This window comes from Polaromonas sp. P1_E12, assembly GCF_056405975.1.
The window spans coordinates 110172-136611 of record NZ_JBFUBB010000007.1; the positions used below are offsets into that span (position 1 = coordinate 110172).

Annotated in this window: 22 protein-coding genes; 14 read left to right on the forward strand and 8 right to left on the reverse strand. The window is 61.4% G+C overall.

Annotated elements, in window-relative coordinates; genetic code table 11:
- Positions 1-57 precede the first annotated feature (57 nt).
- The 4 genes from AC1D13_RS18735 to AC1D13_RS18750 all read right to left on the reverse strand — a co-directional run bounded on the left by AC1D13_RS18735 (position 58) and on the right by AC1D13_RS18750 (position 2817).
- The gene (locus AC1D13_RS18735; protein ID WP_477690085.1) at positions 58-465 is read right to left on the reverse strand and encodes a hypothetical protein; all 408 of its coding nucleotides are present in this window, start codon (positions 463-465) and stop codon (positions 58-60) included.
- Positions 466-517: 52 nt separating this feature from the next.
- Positions 518-1045: a hypothetical protein gene (locus AC1D13_RS18740; RefSeq protein WP_477690086.1), complete on the reverse strand. Its 528-nt coding sequence runs from the start codon at positions 1043-1045 to the stop codon at positions 518-520.
- A 175-nt stretch (positions 1046-1220) separates the two neighbouring features.
- Entirely contained in the window at positions 1221-1907 is a 687-nt protein-coding gene (locus AC1D13_RS18745; RefSeq protein ID WP_457280638.1) for a hypothetical protein, read from the reverse strand.
- Positions 1908-1941: 34 nt separating this feature from the next.
- Positions 1942-2817, reverse strand: coding sequence for a lysostaphin resistance A-like protein (locus AC1D13_RS18750; RefSeq protein ID WP_477690087.1), 876 nt, complete (start codon positions 2815-2817; stop codon positions 1942-1944).
- Between the two features lie 219 nt (positions 2818-3036).
- On the opposite strand from AC1D13_RS18750, the gene AC1D13_RS18755 reads away from it, so the two are divergent.
- The 3 genes from AC1D13_RS18755 (at position 3037) to AC1D13_RS18765 (ending at position 6754) form a co-directional block, all read left to right on the forward strand.
- A complete protein-coding gene (locus AC1D13_RS18755; RefSeq protein WP_477690088.1) occupies positions 3037-3501 on the forward strand; it encodes a (2Fe-2S)-binding protein in 465 nt (154 codons plus the stop codon).
- An 11-nt stretch (positions 3502-3512) separates the two neighbouring features.
- The gene (locus AC1D13_RS18760) at positions 3513-5663 is read left to right on the forward strand and encodes a xanthine dehydrogenase family protein molybdopterin-binding subunit (protein ID WP_477690089.1); all 2151 of its coding nucleotides are present in this window, start codon (positions 3513-3515) and stop codon (positions 5661-5663) included.
- Between the two features lie 62 nt (positions 5664-5725).
- A complete protein-coding gene (locus tag AC1D13_RS18765; RefSeq protein WP_457280642.1) occupies positions 5726-6754 on the forward strand; it encodes an XdhC family protein in 1029 nt (342 codons plus the stop codon).
- 117 nt (positions 6755-6871) lie between these two features.
- On the opposite strand, the gene AC1D13_RS18770 is transcribed toward AC1D13_RS18765, so the two are convergent.
- Entirely contained in the window at positions 6872-9076 is a 2205-nt protein-coding gene (locus tag AC1D13_RS18770) for an O-linked N-acetylglucosamine transferase family protein (RefSeq protein WP_477690090.1), read from the reverse strand.
- Positions 9077-9120: 44 nt separating this feature from the next.
- Here AC1D13_RS18770 and AC1D13_RS18775 point away from each other — a divergent pair, with 44 nt between their 5' ends.
- The gene (locus AC1D13_RS18775; RefSeq protein ID WP_477690091.1) at positions 9121-10137 is read left to right on the forward strand and encodes a glycosyltransferase; all 1017 of its coding nucleotides are present in this window, start codon (positions 9121-9123) and stop codon (positions 10135-10137) included.
- Positions 10138-10156: 19 nt separating this feature from the next.
- Here the strand turns inward: AC1D13_RS18775 and AC1D13_RS18780 are convergent, their stop codons facing one another.
- The 3 genes from AC1D13_RS18780 to AC1D13_RS18790 all read right to left on the reverse strand — a co-directional run bounded on the left by AC1D13_RS18780 (position 10157) and on the right by AC1D13_RS18790 (position 14330).
- Positions 10157-11476 (reverse strand): FecR family protein, encoded by a 1320-nt coding sequence (locus AC1D13_RS18780; protein WP_457280645.1) that lies wholly within the window; start codon positions 11474-11476, stop codon positions 10157-10159.
- 67 nt (positions 11477-11543) lie between these two features.
- Positions 11544-12959: a FecR family protein gene (locus tag AC1D13_RS18785; RefSeq protein WP_477665899.1), complete on the reverse strand. Its 1416-nt coding sequence runs from the start codon at positions 12957-12959 to the stop codon at positions 11544-11546.
- A gap of 39 nt (positions 12960-12998) precedes the next feature.
- A complete protein-coding gene (locus tag AC1D13_RS18790; protein WP_457280647.1) occupies positions 12999-14330 on the reverse strand; it encodes a surface lipoprotein assembly modifier in 1332 nt (443 codons plus the stop codon).
- A gap of 254 nt (positions 14331-14584) precedes the next feature.
- Here AC1D13_RS18790 and AC1D13_RS18795 point away from each other — a divergent pair, with 254 nt between their 5' ends.
- The 10 genes from AC1D13_RS18795 to odhB all read left to right on the forward strand — a co-directional run bounded on the left by AC1D13_RS18795 (position 14585) and on the right by odhB (position 26432).
- A complete protein-coding gene (locus AC1D13_RS18795; protein ID WP_457280648.1) occupies positions 14585-14968 on the forward strand; it encodes an ArsR/SmtB family transcription factor in 384 nt (127 codons plus the stop codon).
- 18 nt (positions 14969-14986) lie between these two features.
- Positions 14987-16321 carry a sulfite dehydrogenase gene (gene soxC, locus AC1D13_RS18800; RefSeq protein WP_477665900.1) on the forward strand — a complete coding sequence of 445 codons (1335 nt, stop codon included), beginning with the start codon at positions 14987-14989 and terminating at the stop codon, positions 16319-16321.
- A complete protein-coding gene (locus tag AC1D13_RS18805) occupies positions 16308-17495 on the forward strand; it encodes a c-type cytochrome (RefSeq protein WP_477690092.1) in 1188 nt (395 codons plus the stop codon). The genes soxC and AC1D13_RS18805 overlap by 14 nt, the downstream gene beginning before the upstream one ends.
- A 149-nt stretch (positions 17496-17644) precedes the next feature.
- On the forward strand, positions 17645-18112 hold the full coding sequence (gene soxY / locus AC1D13_RS18810) for a thiosulfate oxidation carrier protein SoxY (RefSeq protein WP_457280651.1): 468 nt from the start codon (positions 17645-17647) through the stop codon (positions 18110-18112).
- 159 nt (positions 18113-18271) lie between these two features.
- On the forward strand, positions 18272-18583 hold the full coding sequence (gene soxZ, locus AC1D13_RS18815; RefSeq protein ID WP_457280652.1) for a thiosulfate oxidation carrier complex protein SoxZ: 312 nt from the start codon (positions 18272-18274) through the stop codon (positions 18581-18583).
- 63 nt (positions 18584-18646) lie between these two features.
- The gene (gene soxA, locus AC1D13_RS18820) at positions 18647-19453 is read left to right on the forward strand and encodes a sulfur oxidation c-type cytochrome SoxA (protein ID WP_477665902.1); all 807 of its coding nucleotides are present in this window, start codon (positions 18647-18649) and stop codon (positions 19451-19453) included.
- 18 nt (positions 19454-19471) lie between these two features.
- Complete coding sequence (soxX, locus tag AC1D13_RS18825; RefSeq protein ID WP_477690093.1) at positions 19472-20131, forward strand: sulfur oxidation c-type cytochrome SoxX; 660 nt, start codon at positions 19472-19474, stop codon at positions 20129-20131.
- A gap of 106 nt (positions 20132-20237) precedes the next feature.
- The gene (gene soxB, locus AC1D13_RS18830; RefSeq protein ID WP_477690094.1) at positions 20238-21953 is read left to right on the forward strand and encodes a thiosulfohydrolase SoxB; all 1716 of its coding nucleotides are present in this window, start codon (positions 20238-20240) and stop codon (positions 21951-21953) included.
- Between the two features lie 276 nt (positions 21954-22229).
- The gene (locus AC1D13_RS18835) at positions 22230-25118 is read left to right on the forward strand and encodes a 2-oxoglutarate dehydrogenase E1 component (RefSeq protein WP_457280656.1); all 2889 of its coding nucleotides are present in this window, start codon (positions 22230-22232) and stop codon (positions 25116-25118) included.
- Between the two features lie 57 nt (positions 25119-25175).
- Positions 25176-26432, forward strand: coding sequence for a 2-oxoglutarate dehydrogenase complex dihydrolipoyllysine-residue succinyltransferase (odhB, locus tag AC1D13_RS18840; RefSeq protein WP_477665905.1), 1257 nt, complete (start codon positions 25176-25178; stop codon positions 26430-26432).
- Positions 26433-26440 lie beyond the last annotated feature (8 nt).

Genomic DNA, 26440 nt, shown 5'->3' on the forward strand with positions numbered 1-26440 from the left:
TCGCCCCCACGAAGGACCGTGCGTCACAAAATCATCGGATACGCTTATGCAGGCGCTTCACAATTTCGTATCCCGCAGGCTGAATATCGCTTCGAAGTGAAGGTCTTTGCAGCGCCCGGCCAGTTGCGACAACACGGCTTTACCCAGGGCCGAGCGCGCCCTGGGATGCGTGATAAGTATGCGAATCCCCCGATCGGCTCTTGCTTGAGGAAAAGCTTTGCCTAGCTCTGCGCTATGCACCCATTCCGAATAGGCATTGAGTTTGCGGATGGCGCGTGGTTTGGTCAGGCCGTCTTCCAGTGGCCGGTCAATGACCAGAAGCAGCGTAATGGTGCCTGATTTGTCATCTACCTGAATGCCGTCCAGCTGGTGTATGTCGTTGACTCCCAGGCCAGCCGCAGGCGCGAATTTTGCGCAAAGAAGCAGCAGGCTGATGAAAGAAATACGCCAAAACAGAGATCGCATAAGAGGTTGGTAATTCGCAGTTTTAACTTTGGCGGAGACGTGAAGGGCGTTGCTAGTCCGGTAAGGCAAGCGCCATGCCTTCCATCATGCCTTTCGCTTCTGGTTCCGGGGACTCTGTCCAGACGCGGTTCCCGTTGGTAGCGGTGGGGCGGTTAGCGGCCTCCTGGATAAGAGCACCGACTAAACCAAAAAACTGACCAAAGCCACCACTTGGCTGTGAAAACGTCGCGAGTAGATAGAAAAAACGCCGTTCGTCTGATTGCACGCTGATCTCGGTAACGCGTTCCTGGCCCGCAGGGGTGGCGGCTGTGAGCCGCCGGGCGCCGGGCGCGACGCCGATGGCTGTATAGCTATTCGGTGGCATGGTGGCTACTTTGACGCCATCCACCAGCACGGTCACTGTCTCCATATCTCCGGAAATTCTCACCAGATACAGCAGCGCTTGCCCCGGCATGGGGTCTTGCAACTGTATTTCTTTTGGCTGCGGTGTGGCCGTAGCTGCGGGGGGATTGGCCCAGGCGCAGACGCTCGCAAGCAAAAGTATTCCTGATAGTGCGTGCCGGATCATCTTGGCCTTCAAGTTCGGGTGAATCGAGCCGTAGCGGCTGCTTGGCGTTGCTGATTCTAGAGGGCCGGGCGAACAAAAATGCCTTTGAGGGACCCGGGAGATTTTGACCACGATGGATGACCCGGCGGCGTTGCAGCAGATTCGGGGTCGGATGGTGAGATAAGGGTTTTTTCAGGGCTACGCATGCTCACTTTGTACCTGCCGCCACGGTGGCCAGCAATAGTTCTGTTGCCTGCTGGATAACCGGGCCTGCCAAGGGTTCGCGTTGCATCACGGACATAGGGCCTTCGCCGAAGTACAAGCCGTCTGACACCAGAAAGCTCAAGCGCACATTGCCCGGCTTGGGCGGACCAAGGCGTGGCTTGTCCCAGGGGCCGATGCGTGAAACGATGCGCTCAGATGCAACGAACAGGCGCTGGACCATGGGAAGGAAGCTATCAATCCCTTCAATGATGACGAGCTTTCCGGATTGATTGACGTAGCGAACTCCACCTTCCGAAAAGGCGGCCAGCACGTCAAGGCCGCCGGCGAGGGGAACTTCGATGATGACGCCGAGAAGGACTTTGGGCGGGACCGCTTTGCCGGCCTGCCTGAGCTTTGAGAAGGCCAGGTATCGTACCCGTCCTTCCTGCGAGGTGTCGCAAGCCAATGTCTGCAGTTGAGGCGCGTCGGCGGGCACCGAGAAGAGTGTGGCCTGCCAAGGTGTTTGCTTCTGCCCCGGGGATGCATTGAAAGCGGCGGCGTCGTCGCAAAACAGCAGGTTGTAGATGGCATTGGCGGCATCGCCGGCATATGGTGTGTACGGAGGATTGGCTGTCGCCGCACTGGCGGGCGCACTGCTCACGCCGACGGAGGCGAGGAATTTTTTAAACATGAATGGGCCTCTATGGTGAAGTTCGATGCTGACACTAAGACAACAAGGTTCTGTCACGAAGCATGAACTGGAGCACGGATGCGCCTACAAAAGCCAGAAAAAAAGCGCCAATCCAGATCGAGAGCGGCAAGTCACTGAAAAAGGCTATGTTGCCGGATTTGTCACTGAAGTTTTGACAGAAGAATGAAATCGTCGAGTTGTACATGCAGTGAAGCGCAATGCATGGCCATAAGGACCTGCTTCGTTCATAAAGCCAGGCAAGGACAGATCCGGCAATCAATCCCACCATGAACTGGTAAATATTCAGATGAGCGGCACCAAATAACGCCGCTGAGGCAAAAATAGCGAACTTCCTGGGATATTGCGCCAGAAAACTGCGCACGATAATGCCGCGAAAAAGCATTTCCTCCAGAACGGGAGCCAGGATGCAAACCGTGATGACAGACATGGGATCGTTTGTCATCATTCTCTGGAACATCATTTCCTGTGATCTTGACAAAGGGAATGCCGAGACCATCACTGCATCCACCGACATCATGGTCAGCACCAGTGCAGGAATCAGCATGGCGATAGGAAGCATCAACAGCATGATGGTGACGCTTGCCGAATTTCGGGACGCATGAAACAAGGCCCGGTAGCTCAGCTGCTTGTGATGCAGCACAAGGCTGAACACGCCGGCATAGCCAAGAACTGTTGCGATGCCCCAGACGCCGTTGAGTGCATCTCCGCGCAACCCGAGCATATCGGCAAGCGCCACCAATGCGACGTATTCAAACAGGAATAACGCAAGAACGATCAGCGCAGCCTGGCCCAGGGTTGGGAAGCTTGCGTACTTTTCTGTGGCCCTATTCATGCCGCCAACCTCGGCTGGCTTCCGGTCGCGAAACTGCGGGGCGATGTGGTGCGCCATCCATTTTGTGGTCCTCCCAAACTCTTGTAAGGCATGAGTTATATCAGTTGTCTCATCTTGAGAAAAAGTGTTGAGACTTTGTTTCAGCCAAGGGTTTCTACCCGGATACCCCCCGATGCCCGGTCGTAGCATGAGTCCCGCAAGGCCTTCGGGTAGTAGCTGACTTTTGGGGGCCTGCCCGATCCTGTGATGACAGCGATTCAACAAAGGGGACCCCACATGACAACAAAACTCAACGTGAACGGCAAGGCCGTTTCCGTCAACGCTGAACCTGACACGCCCCTCTTGTGGGTGATACGCGATGAGCTGGGCATGACCGGCACCAAGTTCGGCTGCGGCGCGGCACTATGCGGCGCATGCACCGTGCACCTCAACGGCAAGCCGGTGCGGTCGTGTCAGACACCGCTGTCTGCAGCTGCCGGCCAGAAAGTGGCCACGATTGAAAGCCTTTCACGCAACAACACACATCCGCTGCAGGTAGCGTGGATCAAGCATGATGTGCCGCAGTGCGGCTACTGCCAGTCGGGCCAGCTGATGAGCGCGGCGGCCTTGCTCACGAGCAACAAGAACCCGAGCGACGCGGATATTGACGCGGCGATGAGCGGCAACATCTGCCGCTGCGGCACCTACCCGCGCATCAAGGCGGCGATCAAGGATGCCGCTTCAACCATGCGCAAAGCCTGAGGAGAACGATCATGACTATCACTTCACTGATTTCTCCGAACCGCCGTACCTTCCTCAAGACATCGTCTGCGCTGACAGTTGCCGGCGGCGGGCTGATGCTGGGCGTCACGCTGGGTGTGCCCTCGGCCGCGCAGGCCGCAGGCACGCTCTACACGCCCAACGCCTGGGTGCACATTGCCGATGACAACACCATCACGCTGTTGTCGGCCCGCTCCGAGATGGGGCAGGGCGTGTACACCTCCATGCCGATGTTGATTGCTGAAGAGCTGAACGTGGATTTGCGCAAAATCAAGGTGGCGATTGCGCCTCCGGGCAAGGTCTACACCAACGCCTTGCTGGGCGCGCAGATCACCGGCGGCTCGACCTCAGTGCGGGACGGCTGGGAAAAGCTACGCATTGCCGGCGCGCAGGTGCGCATGATGCTGGTGTCGGCGGCGGCTGCCAAATGGAATGTCGATGCCTCCACGCTCAAGGCTGAGAACGGCATGGTGATTGGCCCCAATGGCAAGAAGGCGACCTATGGTTCGCTGGCCGAGGCAGCTTCGAAACTGCCGGTGCCGGAAAATGTGGTGTTGAAAGACCCGAAAGACTTCACCGTGATTGGCAAGCCGACCAAACGGCTGGATACACCGATGAAGGTCAATGGCACGGCGGAGTTCGGCATTGACGTGAAGCTGCCCGGCATGGTGTACGCCAGCCTGCAGCAATGCCCGGTGATCGGCGGAAAAGTCACCAGCTTTGACGCCACCAAGGCCAAAGCCATGCCCGGCGTGATCGACGTGGTGCAGATTCCCGACGGCGTGGCCGTGGTGGCCGACAGCTACTGGCATGCCTACAAGGCGCGCCAGGCACTGACAGTGCAGTGGGACGAAGGCCCGGTCGCGGCCATCAGCAACGCGAGCATGCTGGACGGCATCCGCAAGGCGGCCGACAGCGGCAAGGTGATACCCATCATTGCGCCCAAGGGCGATACGGCGGGCGCCATGAAGGGCGCGGCCAAGACCTTGAAGGCCGAGTACGTATCGCCCCTGCTGGCGCACGCCACGCTGGAACCGATGAACTTCACGGCCGACTACAAGAACGGCAAGATCCTGCTGATCGGCCCGACGCAGTTCCAGCAGGGTGCTGAAGGCAGCGTGGCGGCGGCGCTGGGCATCAAGCCCGAAGACATCACGCTGAAGACGACCTTTTTGGGCGGCGGCTTTGGCCGGCGGCTGGAGCTGGACTTCATCGTGCAGGCGGCGCAAATCTCGAAGGCCGTGGGCAAGCCCGTCAAGCTGCTGTGGAGCCGCGAGGACGACACCACGCACGACTTCTACCGGCCCATGGCGGTGAACCAGCTCTCGGCCGGGCTGGGGGCCGACGGCAAGCCAGTGGCGCTCAATTTCAAGGTGACCTCGCAGTCCATTACGCAGCGCGCCTTTGGCCTGCCCAAGGACACGCTGGACCCTTTCATGGCCGAAGCCGGCGTGATGCCTTACGACATCCCGAACACGCAGTACGACCTGGTGATCCACGACAGCGGGCTGCGCGTGGGCTACTGGCGCTCGGTGAGCCACGCGCTCAATGCCTTTGCCAATGAAAGCTTTGTCGACGAAATGGCGCTGGCAGCCGGAAAGGACCCCTATGCCTACCGGATGTCTCTGCTGGAAAAGCAGCCGCGCTTTGCCAATGTGCTGAAGATGGCAGCCGACAAGTCCGGCTGGGGCACACCGCCGCCCGCAGGGCGTAGCCGCGGCATCGCGCTGATGGAGGGTTACGACACCTACATGGCGCAAGTGGCGGAGGTGTCGGTGAAGGACAACCAGATCACGGTGCACAAGGTGACGGTGGTGGCCGACCTGGGCCGCATGGTCAACCCCGACACGGTGCAGGCGCAGATCCAGTCGAGCATCGTGTTTGGCCTGTCAGCCGCGCTGAACAACCAGATCACGCTGGACAAGGGCCGGGTGCAGCAGACCAACTTTGGCGACTACCCCGTGCTGCGCATGCATGAGTCGCCGGTGATGGACATCACCCTGGTGCCCAGCACCGAGAAGCCGGGCGGCATTGGCGAGCCGGCCACGGCGCTGGTGGCGCCCGCGGTGGCGAATGCGGTGTTTGCCGCCACCGGCAAGCGGGTGCGCACGCTGCCGCTCAATGACAACCTGGCGAAGGCTTGAGGCCGCAGGGCTTTGAGGCCGGGCCGAGGCAGAAAAAACTGCGGGCTGCTAGCATTTGACGCATGGATAACATTGACCTCGAAGTTCTGAAGACCTCATCGCAGTGGCTGGCTGCGGGCCTGCGCTGCGAGCTGGTGACTGTGCTTAAAACCTGGGGCTCCAGCCCGCGGCCTGAAGGCTCCATGCTGGCCATCTGTGAAGACGGCCGGGTGGTGGGTTCGGTGTCGGGCGGCTGCATTGAAGACGACATGATCGACCGGGCCCGCCGCGAGGGCCTCAGCCAGACGCAACCGGCCATCGTCACTTATGGCGTTTCAGCCGACGAGGCGCGCCGCTTTGGCCTGCCTTGCGGCGGCACCATTGAGCTGGCCATAGAACCTTTGTCAAAAGCCAGCCGCATTGACGAGCTGCTGCAGCGCCTGCAGGCCGGTGAGCTGGTGGCGCGCCGCCTTGATTTGCAGACGGGCGCCGTCACGCTGAGCACGGCGCAGCCCAGCCAGGGCATGCAGGTGTCTGAAGCGGCGCTGGTGACCTTGCACGGCCCGCGCTGGCGACTGCTGATCATCGGTGCCGGACAACTCTCCCGCTTTGTGGCGCAAATTGCGCAGGGCATGGATTACGCCGTGACGGTGTGCGACCCGCGTGAGGAATACCGTGACAGCTGGCAGGTAGAAGGCGTGGAGCTGGCCACCGGCATGCCCGACGACGTGGTGCAGGCCATGAAGCTGGACGCCCGCTGCGCGGTGATTGCGCTGACGCACGACCCCAAGCTGGACGACCTGGCGCTGATGGAGGCGCTGCGCTCCGACGCGTTCTACGTCGGCGCCATCGGCTCCCGGCTGAACAACCAGCGCCGCCGCGAAAGGCTGGCCGAACACTTTGACATGACGGCCGAAGAGCTAGGCAAGCTGCACGGCCCGATCGGCCTTTACATCGGCAGCAAGACGCCGCCCGAGATTGCGATTTCCATCCTGGCGGAGCTGACGGCAGTCAAGAATGGTGTGACGTCGGGACAGATGGCCAATGTCGCCGCTGCCAAGAGCCAGCTTGGTTTGCCGCCGACCGGCGAAGTCTGCGCCATCACGCAGTAGGCACGGCCGCCGCAAGTACGGCCGCAGTTTGGCGGGTCAAGCCGCAAATTCAGAAGAAAAAACGCCTGCAGGCCAATAGGGGTGTGCGCAAGCAGCTATTGTATTGATAGCAACTGATCAGGTGTCGACGGCCTGTGCGGCGCTCACGTCGAATGCCACCGGTGGCAAGCCTGCGCGTGAGCGTTCCGCCATGTGGGCCCAGGCTGCTTCCCGGTCCTTGACGCGCGCAGCCGCATCAAACAGGGGCGGGGGCGGTGTTTTGTTCCGCGCTGCGTGCAGCCTGGCCTTTAGCTGCTGCAACGCTTCTGGGTTGCGGCCTAGCCGCACAGCCTCCGCAACATAAGCCTGCGGGCTTTCCAGAATGCATTCAGGCAGGCCGGCAGCCTGCAGAATGCTTGCGCCCATGCGCGCGGCCATGCTGCTGCCGGGGCAGGTGATCGCAGGAACGCCCTGGCGCAGGGCTTCTTCCAGTCCGGGCGCGGCATTGAGGCGCAACGTGTCCAGGAACAGGTCGGCACAGCCCAGGTGGGCGGGTATCTCGGGCCAGGCGGCAAGGGCTGAAAAGATGAGCCGCTGTGCGCCCACGCCCGCAGCCTGTGCTTCGCGCACGAGGTTGGCTGCGGCCCGGCTGCAAAAAGGCAGCCACAGCACCGCGTCGGGCAGCGACCGCAGGATTTTCATCCAGCCGGCGAAGGTGGCCGCATCCAGCAGGGGCGGCAACAGGCATGAACACAGCACCAGGGTGTCCGCGGGCAACCCGGCTTTTTCGCGGGAAGGGGTCGTGGGCTCGGCATCCATGCCAAAGCTTCCCGGCCAGCAAGTTTGCGGCAGGCGGACGATGGGGCCGGCCTGGTCCTCCACCTGCGGGTGGATGAAGTGATCGGAAAGGGTGTAGTCCCATGCGCCCGGTACATGATGGCTGTAAAGGCCGGGCTCGCGCAGCTGCACGGGCGCGACTCGCATCAAGGCGATTTCCTGCCGCGTCCAGGCCGGGTTCAGGGCCTGTTCAACGTAAATATCAAGCCTGTCCAGCCGGATGCGCCCCACCGCTTCGAGGTCGGTCATGTGCCCCAGTTCATTCACACTGGCCGCATGGCGGCGCAAAACCTCCAGGTGCTCCGGCTGCGGACGTCCTGTGAAGGCGTAGACATGCATGGCAAAGCGGCTGCTGTCGTGCAGTGCGAGTTGCTGCTCGAGCGCCCGCATTTGCCGGGCGTCGGCCAGGCTTTGCACAGCGAGGCCGACGTGGATGCGGCTGTCGCTCTGCAGGCGGCGTGTGCGCGAATCGGGCTTGAACGGCGGGCAGGGTTTGAGCCGGCTTTTCACTGCGTCGAGAGTTTGCCGGCGCATCTGCTGGAGTGCGTCCTCATCCATGGCGAATACCAGACCGTGGAAAGGCGCATCGCCCCAGTCGCGGGGTTTTTGGGCGGCAAGGGATTCAGCCAGGGCTTTCTGCAGGATATCCGTGAGCTTGTGGTGATGCCGCCAATCGCCGATGGCGATATTGCGGAAGGCTTGCCGGATGTGGATTTGCAGCGCGTCGTCGGCCACGTGGTCGGCGGCCTTGCCCTGGATGGTGCCCTCCAGCGCAGCACCTTCGGCGGTTTCCAGTTTCAGCAGGAACTCACCCAGCAGGTTGCGGGTGTTGCCATCGAGGTCTTTCAGGGCCGCGTCGGCTTTTTCGAGCTCACCGGTGAAAGCCAGAAGCGCGAGGTGCCGAAGTTTCAGTTCGACGTGTTCCGGAAATTGCGCCAGGGCAAGCCGGGTAGCCTCCACGGCCTCGGCATAGCGCCGCGCGCCTGAGAGGTATTCGGCGAGGTTGGCGTGGTAAGGCGGGTGGCCGGGCTGAAGATCAAGGCACTTGCGGGCCAGGTGAATGGCCAGGTCCCACTGCGATGAACTCGCCGCCAGGATGGCGACGTTGTTCAGGGAGCGCAGGTGGTCGGGGTTGAGTTCCAGGGCCCGTGCGTAGGCCGCCTGGGCCTTTTCAAGATCGCCGCAACCCTCTGCTGCAATCGCCAGGTTGGCTGCGCCGTCGGCGTCCTGCAGCAGCGATGCTTCAACGCCCAGCAGGGTGCGGTAGGCGGCCTGCGGGCGATCCAGCACGCTGAGCAGGGTGGCACAGGCGGATGCCGAATTGACATTCGTCGGCGAGAGGGCATGCGCCTTTTCAAAAGCCGCAAGCGCCAGCTCGGGCTGGCCGGCGCTGTCCAGCTGGCTGCCTTGCGACATCCAGGCCTCGTGATCCGCCTCACCGATACCGGGGCGGGTTTTATCCATCGCAACTGTGTCGCCGTCGTGCATGCAGGAATTATGTGGCACGGTGGGTTCGGGGATTCAGGCGGGCGCGGAGATAATCGCGGCTAATGACCCAAGGCCTCACTTCCACCGACCCCGGCGCGCTGCACCTGCTAGGCCGGTTCGGCGAGTTGTACACGGGCGCGGAGCGGGAACTGCTGGACCTCGCGCGGCTTCTGGCCGGCAGGCGCGCGGTCAAGCTGTGGTCCGATGCGCCGGTGCACCCGGCGTACGCGCCCGAGGGCATTACCGCCGTGCAGCCCTTTGCGCACAAGTTTCCCAGGGACGGCACGCTGCTGATAGGCGGCGTGCATCTGCAGCCGGGAATCTGGCTGAAATACACGCGGTTTCAACGAATCATTCTTTTCCACAACATTTCACACCAGGGGCAGCTGTTTGCCATTGTCGAAGGCGTGCGGGAATACACCGGCCTCGACCCTGAGATTGTTTTTGTGTCCGACTGGCTGCGCCGCACTGCGGCATTGACCGGGCGCGTCATTCCCAGCCTGCTCGACCTCACGCCTTTTGCAGAGGTTGCCGTTGAACGTTTTGCCCGATGGCCGCATGGTGGAACCCAGCCGCGGCCCTTCACGGTCGGGCGTGCCAGCCGTGATCTGCTGGAAAAGCACAGCCCGCAGGACCTTTCGCTTTACCGCATGCTGGCCAGCTGTGGCATACGGGTTCGCATCATGGGAGGAACCTGCCTGGCGCCGGGTTTGGCCGGAACCGAGGGCATTGAGTTGCTGCCTGCGGGTGCGGAGTCCGTGCCGGATTTTTACCGTTCACTGGATGCGATGTTCTACCGCACCGGAAACTTTTTCGAGGCGTATGGACGGGTGGTGCTGGAGGCCATGGGTGCCGGTTTGCCGGTAGTGGCCCACGTGAACGGTGGCTACGCCGAAGTGATCGAGCAGGGCGTCTCGGGGTTTTTGATCCGCTCGCAGGAGCAGGCTCTCGACGCCCTGATGTCGCTCAATGATTCGGTGGATTTAAGGCTTCAGCTGGGCATGGCAGCGCAAGAGCGGGCCAGCCAGGTGCACGGCCCCGACGCAACGGAGCGCGACCTGGCGTTCTATCTCAAGTGAACGGTGACCGGCCGCCCCATCAGGGCGCGGCAAATGCTGCTGCGCCTGAATAGCGAATGTTTCCGTTGGTGCCGGTGTAAACCATGCCGGCGCGGCTTGCATTCACCCCGGTGAAGAAACCGTCCACGGTGAAAACCGGTCCACCGTTGGAGTAGCTGAACTGCCCGCCTGCAACACTGATATTGGATGCCGCAAAACCGCCAAGTGTCGTGACCACGCCCATGCTCAGCTTGGCCGTGCCGAAGTTGACGCTGAACGTTGCGGATGTCAGGGTTCCGGAGGCCACTGCCGCCTGTACGGACGTGTCGTAACCCGTGACTGGCGTCTGGCCGATCAGGTTGTAGCTGAGGGTGCCCGTTGTGGGCATCACCAGGGTAGGCTGGCCGATGATGTAGTGGAGATCATTGATGTTGGTGGTGCTCGGGTTGCGTGTGCCCGTGGTCCACGAACCCCAACCGATAAAGTCGCCCGCGTCGGTAGAGCCCGCCGAGCCTGCAAAGGCGTTGATGGTGGGGGTGAAATCCTTGCCATTGGCGCTGAGCGCGGTCAGTTTGCCGGTGTCAATGGTTGCGGAAGTGCCCGTGGCAACAGGCGAAATGGTGGAAGGTCCGAAATTGCCCTGCGAGTGGTAGGTTGCGGTTGACTTGAAATTTGTGAACGTGCCTGTGTTGACTGGCTTGACATCGGTCACAACCGCTTTATTGATGATGATGGGCTCTATTGGAGGTTCGGGCGTGGGTATGGGCGGGCGTACATTCGTTCGTTTCGGCGTGTCTGTGTTGTTGACCACCCGGACAGACTCACCTGCCGTCAGCCCGACACATCCCCCCGAATTGCAGACCTCAATCGCATCCAGCTCGGTTGTCACGCTCAGCGAGCCGTCCGGGTTGTACCCTGCATTGAAGCCAGAGCCGCGGATACCGATGGTGGCCGTCGTGGTGGTGACACGATAGTTTTCACGGTTGCGTTTGCCGATCAATCCGGTGATGGCCCGCATGCTGCCGCGCAGCAGGTCTACCAGGAAGCGGTCTTCCTTCGGGTCGGCCTTGTCCACATAGTTGGCGACCTTGAACTCTGTTCCCGGCTGCAGCGAAACGACACCGCCATCGGAGAACTTCACCTGGGCGCGGCCATCGAGGCCGGTGATGATGGCCTGGCCACTTTCGATGTCCTTGCCTTTGACCAGCGCGTCGGTCTTGCCGTCCGTGCGCCGCAAACTGACTTCGCCGGTGGTGAACTGGGCCACGCCCGCGGAAGGCGCTGCCAGGGCCTGCAGTGGGTAAATGGCGGCCAGCGCAATAACCAGGGCGGTGTGTTGGAGCTTGATGTGCGGGGTCATGGTGGTTCTCCGAGTATTCAATTAATGCGGACTGGGCGGCGCGCGGCGTTAAAAGGGGTGGCCTTGGTCACTGGGGTGGTCTCAGGACCAGGGTGGTCTGCTGGAAAACGGCCGCACCGGAAACCTGGCCCGCGTTGGGGCCCGCGCCGGTAACCGACGAGGCGCTATAAACCAATGCGGCGCGGCTGGCCTCGTTGCCGGTGAAGAAGCCAGTGACATTCGCTCCTGAGGAGTTCGTGATCTTGGCGTTGTTGATGTCGATGCTGCTGCTGACGCCATAGTCATTTCCGCCAAAGCGCGTGGTGAGGTCCACGCTGCCATAGCCTTGTCCGACGCCGAAATTGGCGACCAGCGAACCGCTGACAAGCTGACCCGCACCCAGCAGGCTGGAGAACGCAGTGCCGCCGGCGAACTGGTAGGTGCCCTGCATGTTGTCGGCCGGCATCTGGGCCGTCGGCGTCGGCCGGCCCATCACAAAGTGAACGGATTCAATCGCGCTGGGCGAGCCCCCCACGAACTTTTGCCCCGTCACCCAGCTGCCCCAGCCGACGAAGTCGGGATCGGACGGAGCACCCAGCGCGCCTTTTTCCATCGTGGTGAGGCCGGGCGTGCTGCGGAACTGGGTCAGGACGTTGCGGCTGTCGAGGCTGTCGACATCGATGGGTTTGCCGCTGAGGAAGCTGGTCAGCACAGCGGTGCCGGCCTCGGGGTAGTAGCTTTCGACCACCGGGTTGGCCGCGCTGTCGGTGAACGCAATCGCGGCGGCCAGGTCGGTGAACACCTGTTTGACGGGTGTGGTGGGGACAATGGCGGGCTTGCCATCGGACGTGGTCTGGTTGCCCGCAACGACCACCTCCTGGACGGGCGGCGGCGTCGGCACGTTGGCCCGCGTATTGGTGCGAACTGGCGCCTCGGAGCTGGTAATGACCCGCACCGACTCGCCGGCCGTCAGGCCGACGCAGCCACCGGCGTTGCAGACCTCGATGGCGTCCAGTTCCGTCGTGATGCCCAGTGATCCGTCCGGGTTGTAGCCCACGCTGAAGCCGGAACCGCGTATGCCTATGGTGGCCGTGGTGGTAGTGACCTTGTAGTTCTCGCGGTTGCGCTTACCGATCAGGCCGGTGATGGCCCGCATGCTGCCGCGCAACAGGTCGACCAGGAAACGGTCCTGCTTTGGGTCAGCCTCGTTGACATAGTTGGCGATTTTGAACTCGGTATTGGGCTGCAGTGACACCAGGCCGCCATCCGAAAACCGGACCTGGGCGCGGCCCGCGGCACTCGTCAGTATGGATTCGCCGCTTTCAAGCGGTTTACCCTTGGCCAGTGCCTCGGTTTTGCCGTTCGCGCGCAGCACGTTGACGTCGCCGGCGATGAACTGGGCCACGCCGGCTGATTCGGCGGCGAACGATTGCACGGGGAAGGCCGCCGCAATCACGACCGACAGCACGGCGTGTTTGAGAGAGCGTTCCCGGATGGTTTTCATGGGGTGTCTGGCGGGGCGTGTTCAGTCGGCACGGCAGGTTTAGAAGTCGCGGCGCACGGTCACGGAGAAAAGGCTGCGGTTGTAGTCGGAAATGGCAATGTTCGACTTGACGGAGGTCAGTGACAACTGCGGCGTCACGCGCCAGAGTTTGGCGGGCACCCAGTTGAGGCCAAGGTTCAGGTTGAGCTGCCTGTCGCTGCGGGTGACCAGGAACAGCGGATCGGTGCCGCCGTATTTGCGGTCTTCATAACTGATATTGCCAAAAAAGGCGAGGTCGTCCCTGATGGATTTCTGTGTACCCAACCGGATGCCGAACAGGTGGTGGCCCATGTGCGGAACGCCGCTGGCTTTTTCCTTCTCGGCACCCACATAAATGCCCCCGAAAACCAGCAAACCGTCGCGGAATGCATGGGCGTAGGACGTACCCAGCACGGTTCGGTCCGCATCACGAAGCGATTGACCTGGATAGCTCAACTCGCCCCATTGCAGGTAAGTGCTCCACTGGCGGAAGCCGTCGATGCGGTAGGTCCATTCGCCGACCAGGCCTTGCTGGTCGCGCGCGCGGGATCCGGCGACGGTATAGCTGCCGGCCTGCACGACACCGGTGAATTCGTGCTTTTCGTAGCGGTAGCTGGCACCGGCGTTGACATCAACCTGGCCGGTGTTGAAGTCGTTGTACTTGGCATTGATGCGCGAATTCCCGCTTGCGTTCGCGATCAACGACCAGCGCGGGTCGACGACGTAACGGGCTGACAGCCCGCCGCCCAGGGTCATGAAGGCATCTTTGGTCTCAACACCCGAAGCATTGAGGGTGAAAATTGCGCCGCCAAAAAGCGGAACCGCGACATTGGGATTGCCGGGGCCGCTGTTGACATTGGTGTCGTAGCCAACGCTGGCTTCCAGGTACGGTTTGACAGACGAACGGGCAGCTTCTTCCGTACGGTCGATGGCCTGCAGGAATTGGTCGATGGTGGCGGCGGCCTCCGCCGGGATGTTGTCTTGTTTGGCTTCCATTAACACCTTGCGTGAGCCGGCGTTGTCCCCGACGGCAAAAAGTGCCCGTCCAAGCTCCGCGCGCGCACGGGAGTTGGCCGGCTGCACCGCCAGCACGCGTTCGAGCGCGAATATGGCGCGGGTGAATTGCCCTGTGTCGTTGGCGGCGATACCCAGCACCGTGTCGAAGTCGGGGTCGCCTGCGCGTGCGGTTTCCTGGGGCTCAAGCAGATCGAAGGCTTTTTGTGCCTGGCTCTGGTCGAGCAGCGTACGCGCCTGACTGACCAGTGCATCGACTTCCGCATGCGCTGCAGCGGCCATCATGACGGCGAGAAGGATGCCGGTACTTTTGAAGATGAAGGTTTTTTTTGAAGACATAAGTATTGGGTTTTACCGGTCCCGGGTAACAACTCGTAAGTAACAAAAGTTTTATATCACGACGAGGGGTCTTTCAACGCTTTTTTACACCCCAGCCACCCCGCTCAAGTGCATGGAGGCAACACCTTTTGAGCGTTTGGCGGGTTGGTTGGTGATATTTACGTGTTCGCCTTGCGTGCCTAGGGTATTTACGGGTTTTTTGAGGCGGCTTCAGGCTTAATATCAGCAATTACTTATATTAAGAATAAATCGCTATGAACGAGATGATCCAAACCAGTGCGCAAGTCGAGAGGGGCCGTGTGTTTGAACTGGCGGCCGAGTTGTTCGCCGTGCTCGCGACGCCGATGCGCCTTCGCGTCTTGAGCGCCCTGTGCGAGCGTGAAAAGTCCGTGAACGAGTTGCTGGCGGAGATCGACACCACCCAGCCCAATCTTTCCCAGCACCTGGCCGTGCTGTACCGCACCGGTGTACTGGCCAAGCGCAAGGAAGGCACCCAGGTGATTTACCGCGTTCAGAGCGAAAAAGCCGTGGCGCTGTGCCGCAGCGTCTGCACCCAGATCGCCATTGAGCTGGATGAGCCGGGCGGATTGTCGCCGGCCGAAAGCTTGTCGCCGCGATCCGCCTCCCACGACGCCTGAACCGAAAGAACGCCTTTTATGCTGAGCCGTTTCATACAGCGCGCACCGGAGAATTTCCTCTCAGGAGCGCAAATAGCGGACGTGCGCGCCGGGCGCCGCGGTTTTCTGGCCGGGGCGTTTGCGGCTGCGTCAGCCGGGGTGGCGGCGGTGGGCCAGGCACGGGCAGCGACTCCGGAAGGCGATACCAATATCCTGAACCTTCCCGCCCACAGCAAGGGACTGGGCCAGCCCGTGGCGGCCCGTGGTTACGGCCTGCCCAGCGAATGGGAAAAAAACCTGCAGCGCCGCGAAAGCCCGGGCCTTACCCGCATCGGCCAGGCCAGCGTGAGCTTTTGCCCTTTGCAGGGTCTCTTCGGCATCATCACGCCCAGCGGCCTGCACTTTGAGCGCCACCACCAGGGCTGGTGGGACATCGACCCGTCGAAACACCGGCTGATGGTCAATGGCTCCGATGACGCCATGCTCAAACGCCCCATGGTCTTCAGCATGGATGAGCTGATGCGCCTGCCGAACGTCAGCCGCATGCACTTCATCGAATGCGGCGCCAACACCGGCATGGAGTGGGGCAACTCGGCGGTGCCAACAGTGCAGTACACCCACGGCATGCTGAGCTGCAGCGAATTCACCGGCGTGCCCTTGCGCACCCTGCTGGAGCTGTGCGGCGCCGACCTCAAGCGCGCCAAATTCATCCTGGCCGAGGGGGCCGACGGCTCGGGCATGACCCGCACCATCCCCATGAGTCTGGTGATGAGCGGCGAAGTGCTGGTGGCCTATGGGCAGAACGGTGAAATGCTGCGTCCTGAGAACGGCTATCCGTTGCGGCTCATCGTGCCGGGCGTGCAGGGCGTGAGCTGGATCAAATACCTGCGGCGCATCGAGGTGGGCGACATGCCTTATGGCGCCAAGGATGAGACGATCCATTACGTTGACTTGCAGCCCAGCGGCCTGCACCGGCAATACACCAGCATCCAGGAAGTCAAAAGCGTGGTGACCTCGCCCAGCGGCGGGCAGGTGCTGCTGCAAAAGGGCTTTCACAACGTCACAGGCCTGGCCTGGAGCGGCCGGGGCAAGATCAAACGTGTGGACGTTTCCGTGGACGGTGGGCGCAACTGGGCGCCGGCGCGCCTGGAGGGGCCGGTGCTGGCCAAATGCCTCACGCGTTTTAATGCCGATTTTGTATGGGACGGCAAACCCGCCATTTTCCAGAGCCGCGCTGTTGACGAGACCGGCCAGATCCAGCCGACGTACAACGAACTGCGCAAAGTGCGAGCGTCCCGCAGCATTTATCACAACAACGCCATCCAGTCGTGGTCGCTGGAAGAAAACGGCGAGGTGAAAAATGTCCAGATCTAAGGCTTTGTCCGTTTCTCATGGCGTTCGCGTTGCGATGGGCTCACTGCTGCTGGCGGGTGTCACCCAATGGGCTGCGGCTGCTGACAAACCGGCGGTTCTCTCCGGCATCGGGCGCACGGCGACACCAGCGGAAGTCAAGGCCTGGGACATCGATGTGCGGCCCGACTTCAAGGGCCTGCCCAAAGGGCAGGGCTCCGTGCGGCAAGGTGAAGTGATCTGGGAGGCGCAATGCGCGTCCTGCCACGGCAGTTTTGCCGAGTCGTCCGAAGTGTTCACGCCGATTGCCGGCGGCATCACGGCCGACGACATCAAGAATGGCCGTGTGGACGGCTTGATGCCTGGCTCCAACCAGCCGAACCGCACCACGTTGATGAAAGTCTCCACGCTGTCGACGCTCTGGGACTACATTAACCGCGCCATGCCCTGGAACGCCCCGAAAACATTGACGGCCGACGAGGTTTATGCCGTCACTGCCTACATCCTGAACCTGGGCAATATCCTGCCCGACAACTTCACCTTGTCGGACGCGAACATCCGCGACGTACAGGCCCGTTTGCCGAACCGCAACGGCATGACGACGTCGCACGCGATGTGGCCGGGCAAGGAGCTGGGCGGCACGGCGCGCCCCGATGTCCAGGGCTCGGCCTGCATGAAAAATTGCGCCGGCGAGGTGGTGGTCAAAAGCTTTTTGCCTGACTACGCGCGCAACGCCCATGGCAACCTGGCCGAGCAGTCGCGGATGGTGGGCGCCAGCCGGGGTGTGGACACCACCCGGCCGCCAATGGCCGCAATAGTTGAATCAAATACGGCCCTAAACCAGACAGGACGTGCGCAAGCAGCTCCTGAAAAGATAGCAAACTCCACGCCGGTTGCTGCTGTGCAGCCGCCAGCTGTCGTTAAAACCGCCGCGCCCGGCGTTGCGTCCGTCATGCCGTTGCTGCAAAAAAATACCTGCACCGCCTGCCATGGCATGGACAGCAAGCTGGTGGGGCCATCCTTCAAGGATATAGCCAACAAATATAAAGACCGCGCCGATGCGACGGTTTACCTCTCGGGCAAAATCAAGGCCGGAGGGCAGGGTGTCTGGGGGGCAATCCCCATGCCGCCGCAGGCACTGAGTGCGGCGGAGTCGGCGCAGATTTCCCAATGGCTGGCTCAGGGCGCGTCAAAATGAGGTGCATGGAAATTGACGATGTCGAGACAGCCGGCTTCAATTTTTTTGACAGCATGCTCGGGATAAGTACCGTTCCGCGGCTTGACGTTTTTGTGTCCAATCGTTGTTAGTTTTTCAGACATTCAAGTTATATAAAAAAGGAGTTCACCATGGAACGTCGTGATTTTCTGGCCAGCAGTTCTGGCGCCACTGCGCTGGTGCTGGTAGCGGCCACCGGGCTGAACCCGGCCCACGCGCAAAACGCGCCAGGCTGGAACAAGGCCGCTTTTGACAGCAAGTCCCTGGCCGATGCCGCCAAGGCCATGGGCGCGACCAGCGCTCCGGTTGAAAGCAAGGACCTGCTGCTGCAGGCGCCTGAAATTGCCGAGAACGGCAATGTGGTGCGTGTCGGCGCGCAAAGCAACATTGCCAACACCACCCAAATTGCGCTCGTTGTCGAAAAGAACCCCAGCGCGCTGGCTGCCATGTTTGAGATTCCCGCCGGCACCGACGCCAACGTCTCGACCAACATCAAGATGGGCCAGTCCTCCAATGTTTACGCGCTGGCGAAGGCCGGTGACAAGTACTTTTATGCAGTGAAGGAAGTGAAGGTCACTTTGGGCGGTTGCGGCGGTTAACCGGCTACTGCGCGGCTGTGATCCGTCGTTGCGGGGCCCGTCCGGAAATCCTCACGACCCTCAAGGTCGCTCCGGTTTCCAGCCACCCGCGCCTAGGCTGACAGCCGCTCGCTACGCCGGCAACGTTGCTAAGAGAATTTAAGGATTGAAGGAGAAAAAATGTCAGAACCGATGCGAATCCGGGCGCAGGCCCAAGGCGATAAAACCACCGTGCGCGTGCTGGTGAGCCACGAAATGGAAAGCGGCCAGCGCAAGGACGCGGCCGGCAAGACCGTCCCGGCCTGGTTTATCCAGAACATCAGCGCCACCTGGAACGGCAAGACCGTGATGAGCGCGCAGTGGGGCACGGCCGTGTCCAAGAACCCTTTTGTGCAGTTCAGCTTCAAGGGCGGCAAGGCCGGCGACAAGATCGCGGTCAGCTGGGTCGACAACCACGGCGACAAGCGCACCGACGAAGCCGTCATTGCCTGAATCCCGGCCGTTTTCCCGCAGCGGCACATTGGCTGCCCCACAATGATATTTGAGGAGTCCACGATGAAGTTGAGCCTGTTTGGGCTGGCGGCCCTGGCCGCCATGGCCACCTTGTCATTGCCTGCGGCGGCGCAAAAGAGCACCGCTGAAGGTATTGCCGAATACCGCGCCATGCTGGCTGACGGCAACCCGGCCGAGCTGTACGAAGCCCGTGGCGAGGCACTCTGGAAACAGGCGCGCGGCCCCAAAAATGCCTCGCTTGAAAAATGCGACCTGGGCAAGGGCCCGGGCGTGGTGAAAGGTGCTTTCGTCGAGCTGCCGCGTTTCTTTGCCGATACCCAGCGGGTGCAGGACATGGAGTCGCGCCTGCTGACCTGCATGGAGCAGCTGCAGGGTTTTAATGCCGCCGAGATCGCCAAAACCCCTTTCGGCGTGGGTGAGCAGAAATCCATCGAGTCGCTGGTGGCCTATATCTCGGGTGAATCGCGCGACATGACCTTCAAGGTGCCGCAGTCGCACGCCAAGGAAAAGCTGATGTACGAAGTCGGTAAAAAAGTGTTTTACCTGCGCGGTGGGCCCTACGACTTTTCCTGCGCATCGTGTCATGGCGAGGACAACAAGCGTGTCCGCCTGCAGGATTTGCCCAACCTCACCAAACAGCCCGGCGCCGGCAACGGTTTCGGCGCCTGGCCGGCCTACCGTGTCTCCAGCGGTGACCTGTGGAGCATGCAGCGCCGCCTGAATGACTGCTATCGCCAGCAGCGTTTCCCTTTCCCGGGCTACGCCTCTGATGCCACCATCGCCCTGGGGGTGTACATGGGCGTCAACAGCAAGGGCGGTGCTTCCATTGCGCCGGCCCTCAAACGCTAATCAGGCAGGAGAGAACTGATGAACACGATTTACACCAAAGCCGCACTGTCCACCGCCTGTCTGGCATCGACGGCCTTTTTCCTGTCCAGCTGCGCCATTGCGCCCACGGCGCAGGAGGTAGACGAAGCCACCCAGCAGGTGCTGAAAAGTTCCTTCCGTGAGCAGGGCATCGCGAAGATGGACCGCCTGACGCTGGACGCTTCCAACCAGGCCTGCTCGGAAGCCGCCGGCAAGCCGCTGGAGGAAAAAGCAGCCAAAGCCATTGAAGAAGCCAACCTCAAAACCGTGAAACTGCCTTCCGATGGCAAGTACCTCGGCAGCTGGAGCGAAGGCGAAAAAATTGCGCAGAACGGCCGCGGCCTGACCTGGAGCGACAAGCCCGGCGAAGCCAATGGCGGCAGCTGCTACAACTGCCACCAGATCAGCAAGGCTGAACTGTCTTTCGGCTCCATCGGCCCCAGCCTTTACAACTACGGCAAGCTGCGCGGCGTAAGCAATCCGGCGTCGCCCGAGAGCAAACCCATCGTGGAGTACACCTGGGGCAAGCTGTGGAACGCCAAGGCCTACAACGCGTGTTCCGACATGCCGAGGTTTGGCCATGCTGCCATCCTGAACGAGCAGCAGATCCGTGACGTGATGGCGCTGCTGCTGGATCCGAACTCGCCCATCAACAAATAATCTGAGTTCTTTATGCCGCCAGGCCAATAGTGGCGGGCGCAAGAAGCTCCTGAATTGATAGCAACTTGATACTTTGCCTGGGTAGCCGGGCAGGATGACCAACGCCATGAACCTGTCCCGCCGAGAGTTTGCAAGTGTCATGGCTGCTGCGCTGGCTGCCGGTTTTCCTTTGCGTGAGGCCGGCGCCGTCCAGGCCGCCAGCTTGTACGAACTGCCCCGTACTGGCAATGTGCACTTGCTGCACATGACCGATTGCCATGCCCAGCTGCTGCCGATCTACTTTCGAGAACCTTCCGTCAACCTGGGCGTGGGTGCGATGCGCGGGCAGGCGCCGCACCTGGTGGGCGAACATTTGCTGAAGGCTGCCAGCCTGAAGTCGGGTACGCCCGAGGCGCATGCGTTGACCTTCCTGAACTTCGAGCGGGCCGCGGGCCAGTACGGCAAGGTGGGCGGTTTCGCACACCTTGCGACGCTGGTGAAGCAGCTGAAGGCTGGCCGCCCCGGCGCCTTGCTGCTGGATGGCGGCGATACCTGGCAGGGTAGCGCTACGGCGCTCTGGACGCAGGGCCAGGACATGGTGGATGCAGCCAGGCTGTTGGGCGTGGATGTGATGACGGGCCATTGGGACTTCACCTATGGCGAAGAGCGCATCAAAAAAATCGTCGAGCAGGACTTTGCCGGCAAGGTCGACTTTATTGCGCAAAACGTCAAAACCAGCGACTTTGGCGACCCGGTGTTCAAGCCCTACGTCATCAAGGAAATGAATGGCGTGCCCGTCGCCATCGTCGGCCAGGCTTTTCCCTACACGCCGATTGCCAACCCTGGCTGGCTCACGCCGAACTGGACTTTCGGAATTCGCGAAAGCGAAATGCAGGAAACCGTGAACGAGGCACGCGCCAAGGGTGCGCAGGCCGTGGTGCTGCTCAGCCACAATGGCATGGATGTGGACCTGAAGATGGCCTCGCGCGTCACGGGAATCGACGCCATTCTGGGCGGCCACACCCACGACGGCGTGCCGGTGCCTGTCATCGTCAAAAACCCGGGCGGGCAGACCATCGTGACCAACGCCGGCAGCAACGGCAAGTTTTTGGGTGTGCTGGACCTCGACGTCAAGGACGGCAAGGTGGCCGGTTTCAACTACCGGCTACTGCCGGTGTTCGCCAATCTGTTGCCGGCCGATGCGGCCATGAATGCGCTGATCGACAAGGTGAGGGCGCCTTACACCGCCAAACTGGGTGAAAAACTGGCGGTGACGGAAGGCACGCTGTACCGCCGCGGCAACTTCAACGGCAGCTTTGACCAGCTGATCCTGGACGCCCTGATGAATGTGCGTGGCGCCGAGATCGCCTTTTCGCCCGGATTCCGCTGGGGAACTTCGCTGCTGCCCGGCCAGGCCATCACGCGCGAGCACGTGATGGACCAGACCGCGATCACTTATCCCTGGACCACGCTGACGGACATGCGCGGCGACATGATCAAGACCATCCTGGAGGACGTGGGCGACAACCTGTTCAACCCCGACCCGTATTACCAGCAGGGCGGCGACATGGTGCGTGTGGGCGGTTTGACCTACACCTGCGAGCCCGGCGCCAAAATGGGTGAACGCATCCAGGACATGCGTCTGGGCGGCAAGCCCATCGAAGCCGGCAAGACCTACAAGGTGGCTGGCTGGGCGCCGGTGGCGGAGGCTAGCAAAAATGCCGGCCCTCCGGTCTGGGAGGTGGTGGAAAGCTACCTGAAGGCCAAAAAGGTCATTCAACCTGTCAAACCCAACACTCCGCGGCTTGTGGGTGTGACCGGAAATCCGGGCCTTGCCGTCTGACTTTCAGCCCCCAAATACAGCAGTAACTTCAACGCATGTGAGAGCATGTAAGAGGTATGTGAGAGCGTTGGGGGTGCGCAGAAACCATGGCCTTTTCAGGTATGGTCATGAGCACCGTCTTTCCGCTGTCACAGTTCGGTGGCACAATCTGGGTTGTTTCTGAAGGCCCTTCCTGCCACAGTCGCATCCGCTAATCGGTCCAGCCGTGTTGCGGAAGGTTAATTAACAAGCTTTAACCAGCTAATGTTTCCCAAAGGGAAACGGAGGTCAGCGGATATGAGTTCCAACCCGGCAGCGTCGTCTGTCTATTCTGCCTATCAAGGCAACACTTATCTCTTCGGCGGCAACGCGCCCTATGTCGAAGAGATGTACGAAAACTACCTTGCCAACCCCGGCAGCGTGCCCGACAACTGGCGCGAGTATTTCGACGCACTCCAGCACGTTCCCGCCGTAGACGGCAGCAATGCCAAGGACGTTCCACACCTGCCGGTCGTCAACGCCTTTGCCGAGCGCGCCAAGCAGGGCCAGACCAAAGTTGTGGTCGCCAGCGGCGCCGACTCCGAAATGGGCCGCAAGCGCACGGCCGTCCAGCAGTTGATCGCCGCCTACCGCAACGTCGGCGCACGCTGGGCCGACCTGGACCCGCTCAAGCGTGCCGAACGCGACAAAATTCCCGAACTCGAGCCGTCTTTCTACGGTTTCAGCGACGCCGACCAGGAAACCGTGTTCAACACCAGCAACACGTTCTTCGGCAAAGACACCATGAGCCTGCGCGAGCTCATGAACGCGCTGCGCGAAACCTACTGCGGCACGATTGGCGCCGAGTACATGTACGCGACCGACCAGAACCACAAGCGCTGGTGGCAGCAAAAGCTCGAATCGATTCGCAGCAAACCCAATTTCACCAAGGAAAAGAAGCTCCACATCCTGGACCGGCTGACTGCAGCCGAAGGCCTGGAGCGTTTCCTGCACACCAAGTACGTCGGCCAGAAGCGCTTCTCGCTCGAAGGCGGCGAGAGCTTCATCGCCTGCATGGACGAGCTGATCCAGCAGGGCGGTATCAAGGGCGTGCAGGAAATAGTGATCGGCATGGCCCACCGCGGCCGCCTGAATGTGCTGGTCAATTCCCTGGGCAAAGTCCCCGCCGACCTGTTCGCCGAATTCGACCACACCGCACCTGAAGACCTGCCCAGCGGCGACGTCAAGTACCACCAGGGCTTCAGCTCCGACGTGACCACCCCTGGCGGCCCGGTCCACCTGACTTTGGCTTTCAATCCCTCTCACCTGGAAATCGTCAACCCCGTGGTTGAAGGCTCGGTGCGCGCCCGCATGGATCGCCGTGCCGACCCCAAAGGCCTGCAGGTGCTGCCGGTGCTGGTGCACGGTGATGCCGCTTTTGCAGGGCAGGGCGTTGTGATGGAAACGCTGGCGCTGGCCGAAACCCGTGGCTATTTCACCGGCGGCACGGTGCACATCGTGATCAACAACCAGATCGGTTTCACCACCAGCGACCCGCGCGACAGTCGCTCGACGCTGTACTGCTCCGACGTCGTCAAGATGATTGAAGCGCCGGTGCTGCACGTCAATGGCGATGACCCGGAAGCCGTGGTGCTGGCTACCCAGCTGGCCCTCGAGTTCCGCATGGAGTTCCAGAAGGATGTCGTGGTCGACATCATCTGCTTCCGCAAGCTGGGCCACAACGAGCAGGACACGCCAGCGCTGACCCAGCCGCTGATGTACAAGAAAATTGCACAGCACCCCGGCACCCGCCGCCTGTACGCCGACAAACTGACGGCGCAGGGCATGGGCGACACCCTGGGCGACGACATGGTCAAGGCCACGCGCGCCGCGCTGGATGCCGGCAAGAGCACGTTTGATCCGGTTCTCACCAACTTCAAGAGCAAGTATGCGGTTGACTGGGTGCCTTACCTGGGCAAGAAGTGGACCGATGCCGGCGACACCGCCATCCCGATGGCCGAGTGGAAGCGCCTTGCCGACAAGATCACGGCCATCCCCGCGACCGTGACGCCGCATCAGCTGGTCAAGAAGGTGTATGACGACCGCGCAGCCATGGGCCGCGGCGACGTCCCTGTGGACTGGGGCATGGGCGAGCACATGGCGTTTGCCTCACTGGTGGCAAGTGGCTACCCGGTGCGCCTGTCGGGCGAAGATTGCGGACGCGGCACGTTCACGCACCGCCATGCCGTCATTCACGACCAGAATCGCGAAAAGTTCGACACCGGTACCTATGTGCCGCTGCAGAACGTGGCCGACAACCAGGCTCCGTTCGTTGTCATCGACTCCATCCTGTCTGAAGAGGCGGTGCTGGCGTTTGAATACGGCTATGCATCGAACGACCCGAACACGCTGGTGATCTGGGAAGCCCAGTTCGGCGACTTCGCCAACGGCGCGCAGGTCGTGATCGACCAGTTCATCGCCTCGGGCGAAGTCAAGTGGGGCCGCGTCAATGGCATCACCCTGATGCTGCCGCACGGCTATGAAGGCCAGGGCCCGGAGCACAGCTCGGCACGCCTGGAGCGTTTCATGCAGCTGTCGGCGGATACCAACATGCAGGTGGTGCAACCGACGACCGCCAGCCAGATCTTCCACGTGCTGCGCCGCCAGATGGTGCGCAACCTGCGCAAGCCGCTGGTCATCATGACGCCCAAGTCGCTGCTGCGTAACAAGGACGCCACCTCGCCGCTGTCCGAATTCACCAAGGGTGGGTTCCAGACCATCATCCCCGAGACCAAGGATGACATCAACAAGAAGGCAGACAAGGTCAAGCGCATCATCGCGTGCTCGGGCAAGGTGTATTACGACCTGGCCAAGAAGCGTGAAGAAAAGGGCATTGACGATACGGCCATTATTCGTGTTGAGCAGCTTTATCCGTTCCCGCACAAGGCTTTTGCGGCCGAGCTGAAAAAGTACCCGAACGCCACCGACATCGTGTGGTGCCAGGACGAGCCACAAAATCAGGGTGCCTGGTTCTTTGTGCAGCACTACATCCACGAGAACATGTTCGAAGGTCAAAAACTGGGCTATTCCGGCCGTGCTGCTTCGGCATCACCGGCTGTGGGTTATTCGCACCTGCACCAGGAGCAGCAAAAGGCGCTGGTGGACGGCGCGTTTGCCAAGCTCAAGGGCTTTGTGCTGACCAAGTAAGGTCGCCCCTTCCCGAACCAAGAACACGAATACAAGAACGAACCCGAAAGAATCAACATGGCTATCGTAGAAGTCAAAGTCCCCCAGTTGTCCGAGTCCGTGGCCGAGGCCACCATGCTGCAGTGGAAGAAAAAAGTCGGTGATGCAATCGCGGTGGATGAAATCCTGATTGAGATCGAAACCGACAAGGTGGTGCTGGAAGTGCCAGCGCCTTCCGCCGGCGTGCTGACCGAGCTGGTCGTCGCGGACGGCGGCACGGTGGTGTCAGATCAGGTGATTGCCCGGATCGACACCGAAGGCAAAGCGGGTGCCGCTGCTCCGGCGGCGGCCGCTGCAGCACCTGCCGCTGCTGTTGTCTCCGCGCCTGCACCCGCAGCCGGTGGCTCCATGGCTGGCGTTCCCATGCCGGCTGCAGCCAAGCTGATGGCCGACAACAACCTTGCCGCTGGTTCGGTGCCTGGAACCGGCAAGGATGGCCGCGTTACCAAGGGCGACGTCCTCGGTGCGGCTGCTGGCGGTGCCAAGCCGGCCGCTGCTGTTGCCATTCCCACAGGCGTGCCTACTGCGGCCTTGCCGCAGGTTGCTGCTTCCGCCAAACCTTCCGATCTGGGTGACCGTCCCGAGCAGCGCGTGCCCATGAGCCGCCTGCGCGCGCGTATCGCCGAGCGCCTGCTGCAATCGCAGGCCACCAACGCCATCCTGACCACGTTCAATGAAGTGAACATGGCGCCGGTGATGGAAATGCGCAAGCGCTTCCAGGAGAAGTTTGAAAAAGAACACGGTGTGAAGATCGGCTTCATGAGCTTCTTCGTCAAGGCCGCTGTGCATGCGTTGAAGAAGTACCCCGTGCTCAACGCATCGGTTGACGGCAATGACATCGTTTACCACGGCTACTTCGACATCGGCATCGCCGTCGGTTCCCCGCGCGGCCTGGTGGTGCCCATTCTGCGCAATGCAGACCAGATGAGCTTTGCCGACATCGAGAAGAAGATTGCCGAATACGGTGCCAAGGCACGCGACGGCAAGCTGGGCATTGAAGAAATGTCCGGCGGTACTTTCTCGATCTCCAATGGCGGTGTTTTCGGCTCCATGTTGTCCACGCCCATCATCAACCCGCCGCAGTCGGCGATCCTGGGCGTGCATGCGACCAAGGACCGTGCCGTGGTCGAAAACGGCCAGATCGTGGTCCGTCCGATGAACTACCTGGCAATGAGCTATGACCACCGCATCGTCGACGGTCGTGAAGCTGTGCTGGGCCTGGTGGCGATGAAAGAAGCGCTGGAAGATCCTGCACGCCTGTTGTTCGACATCTAAGGCTGTCG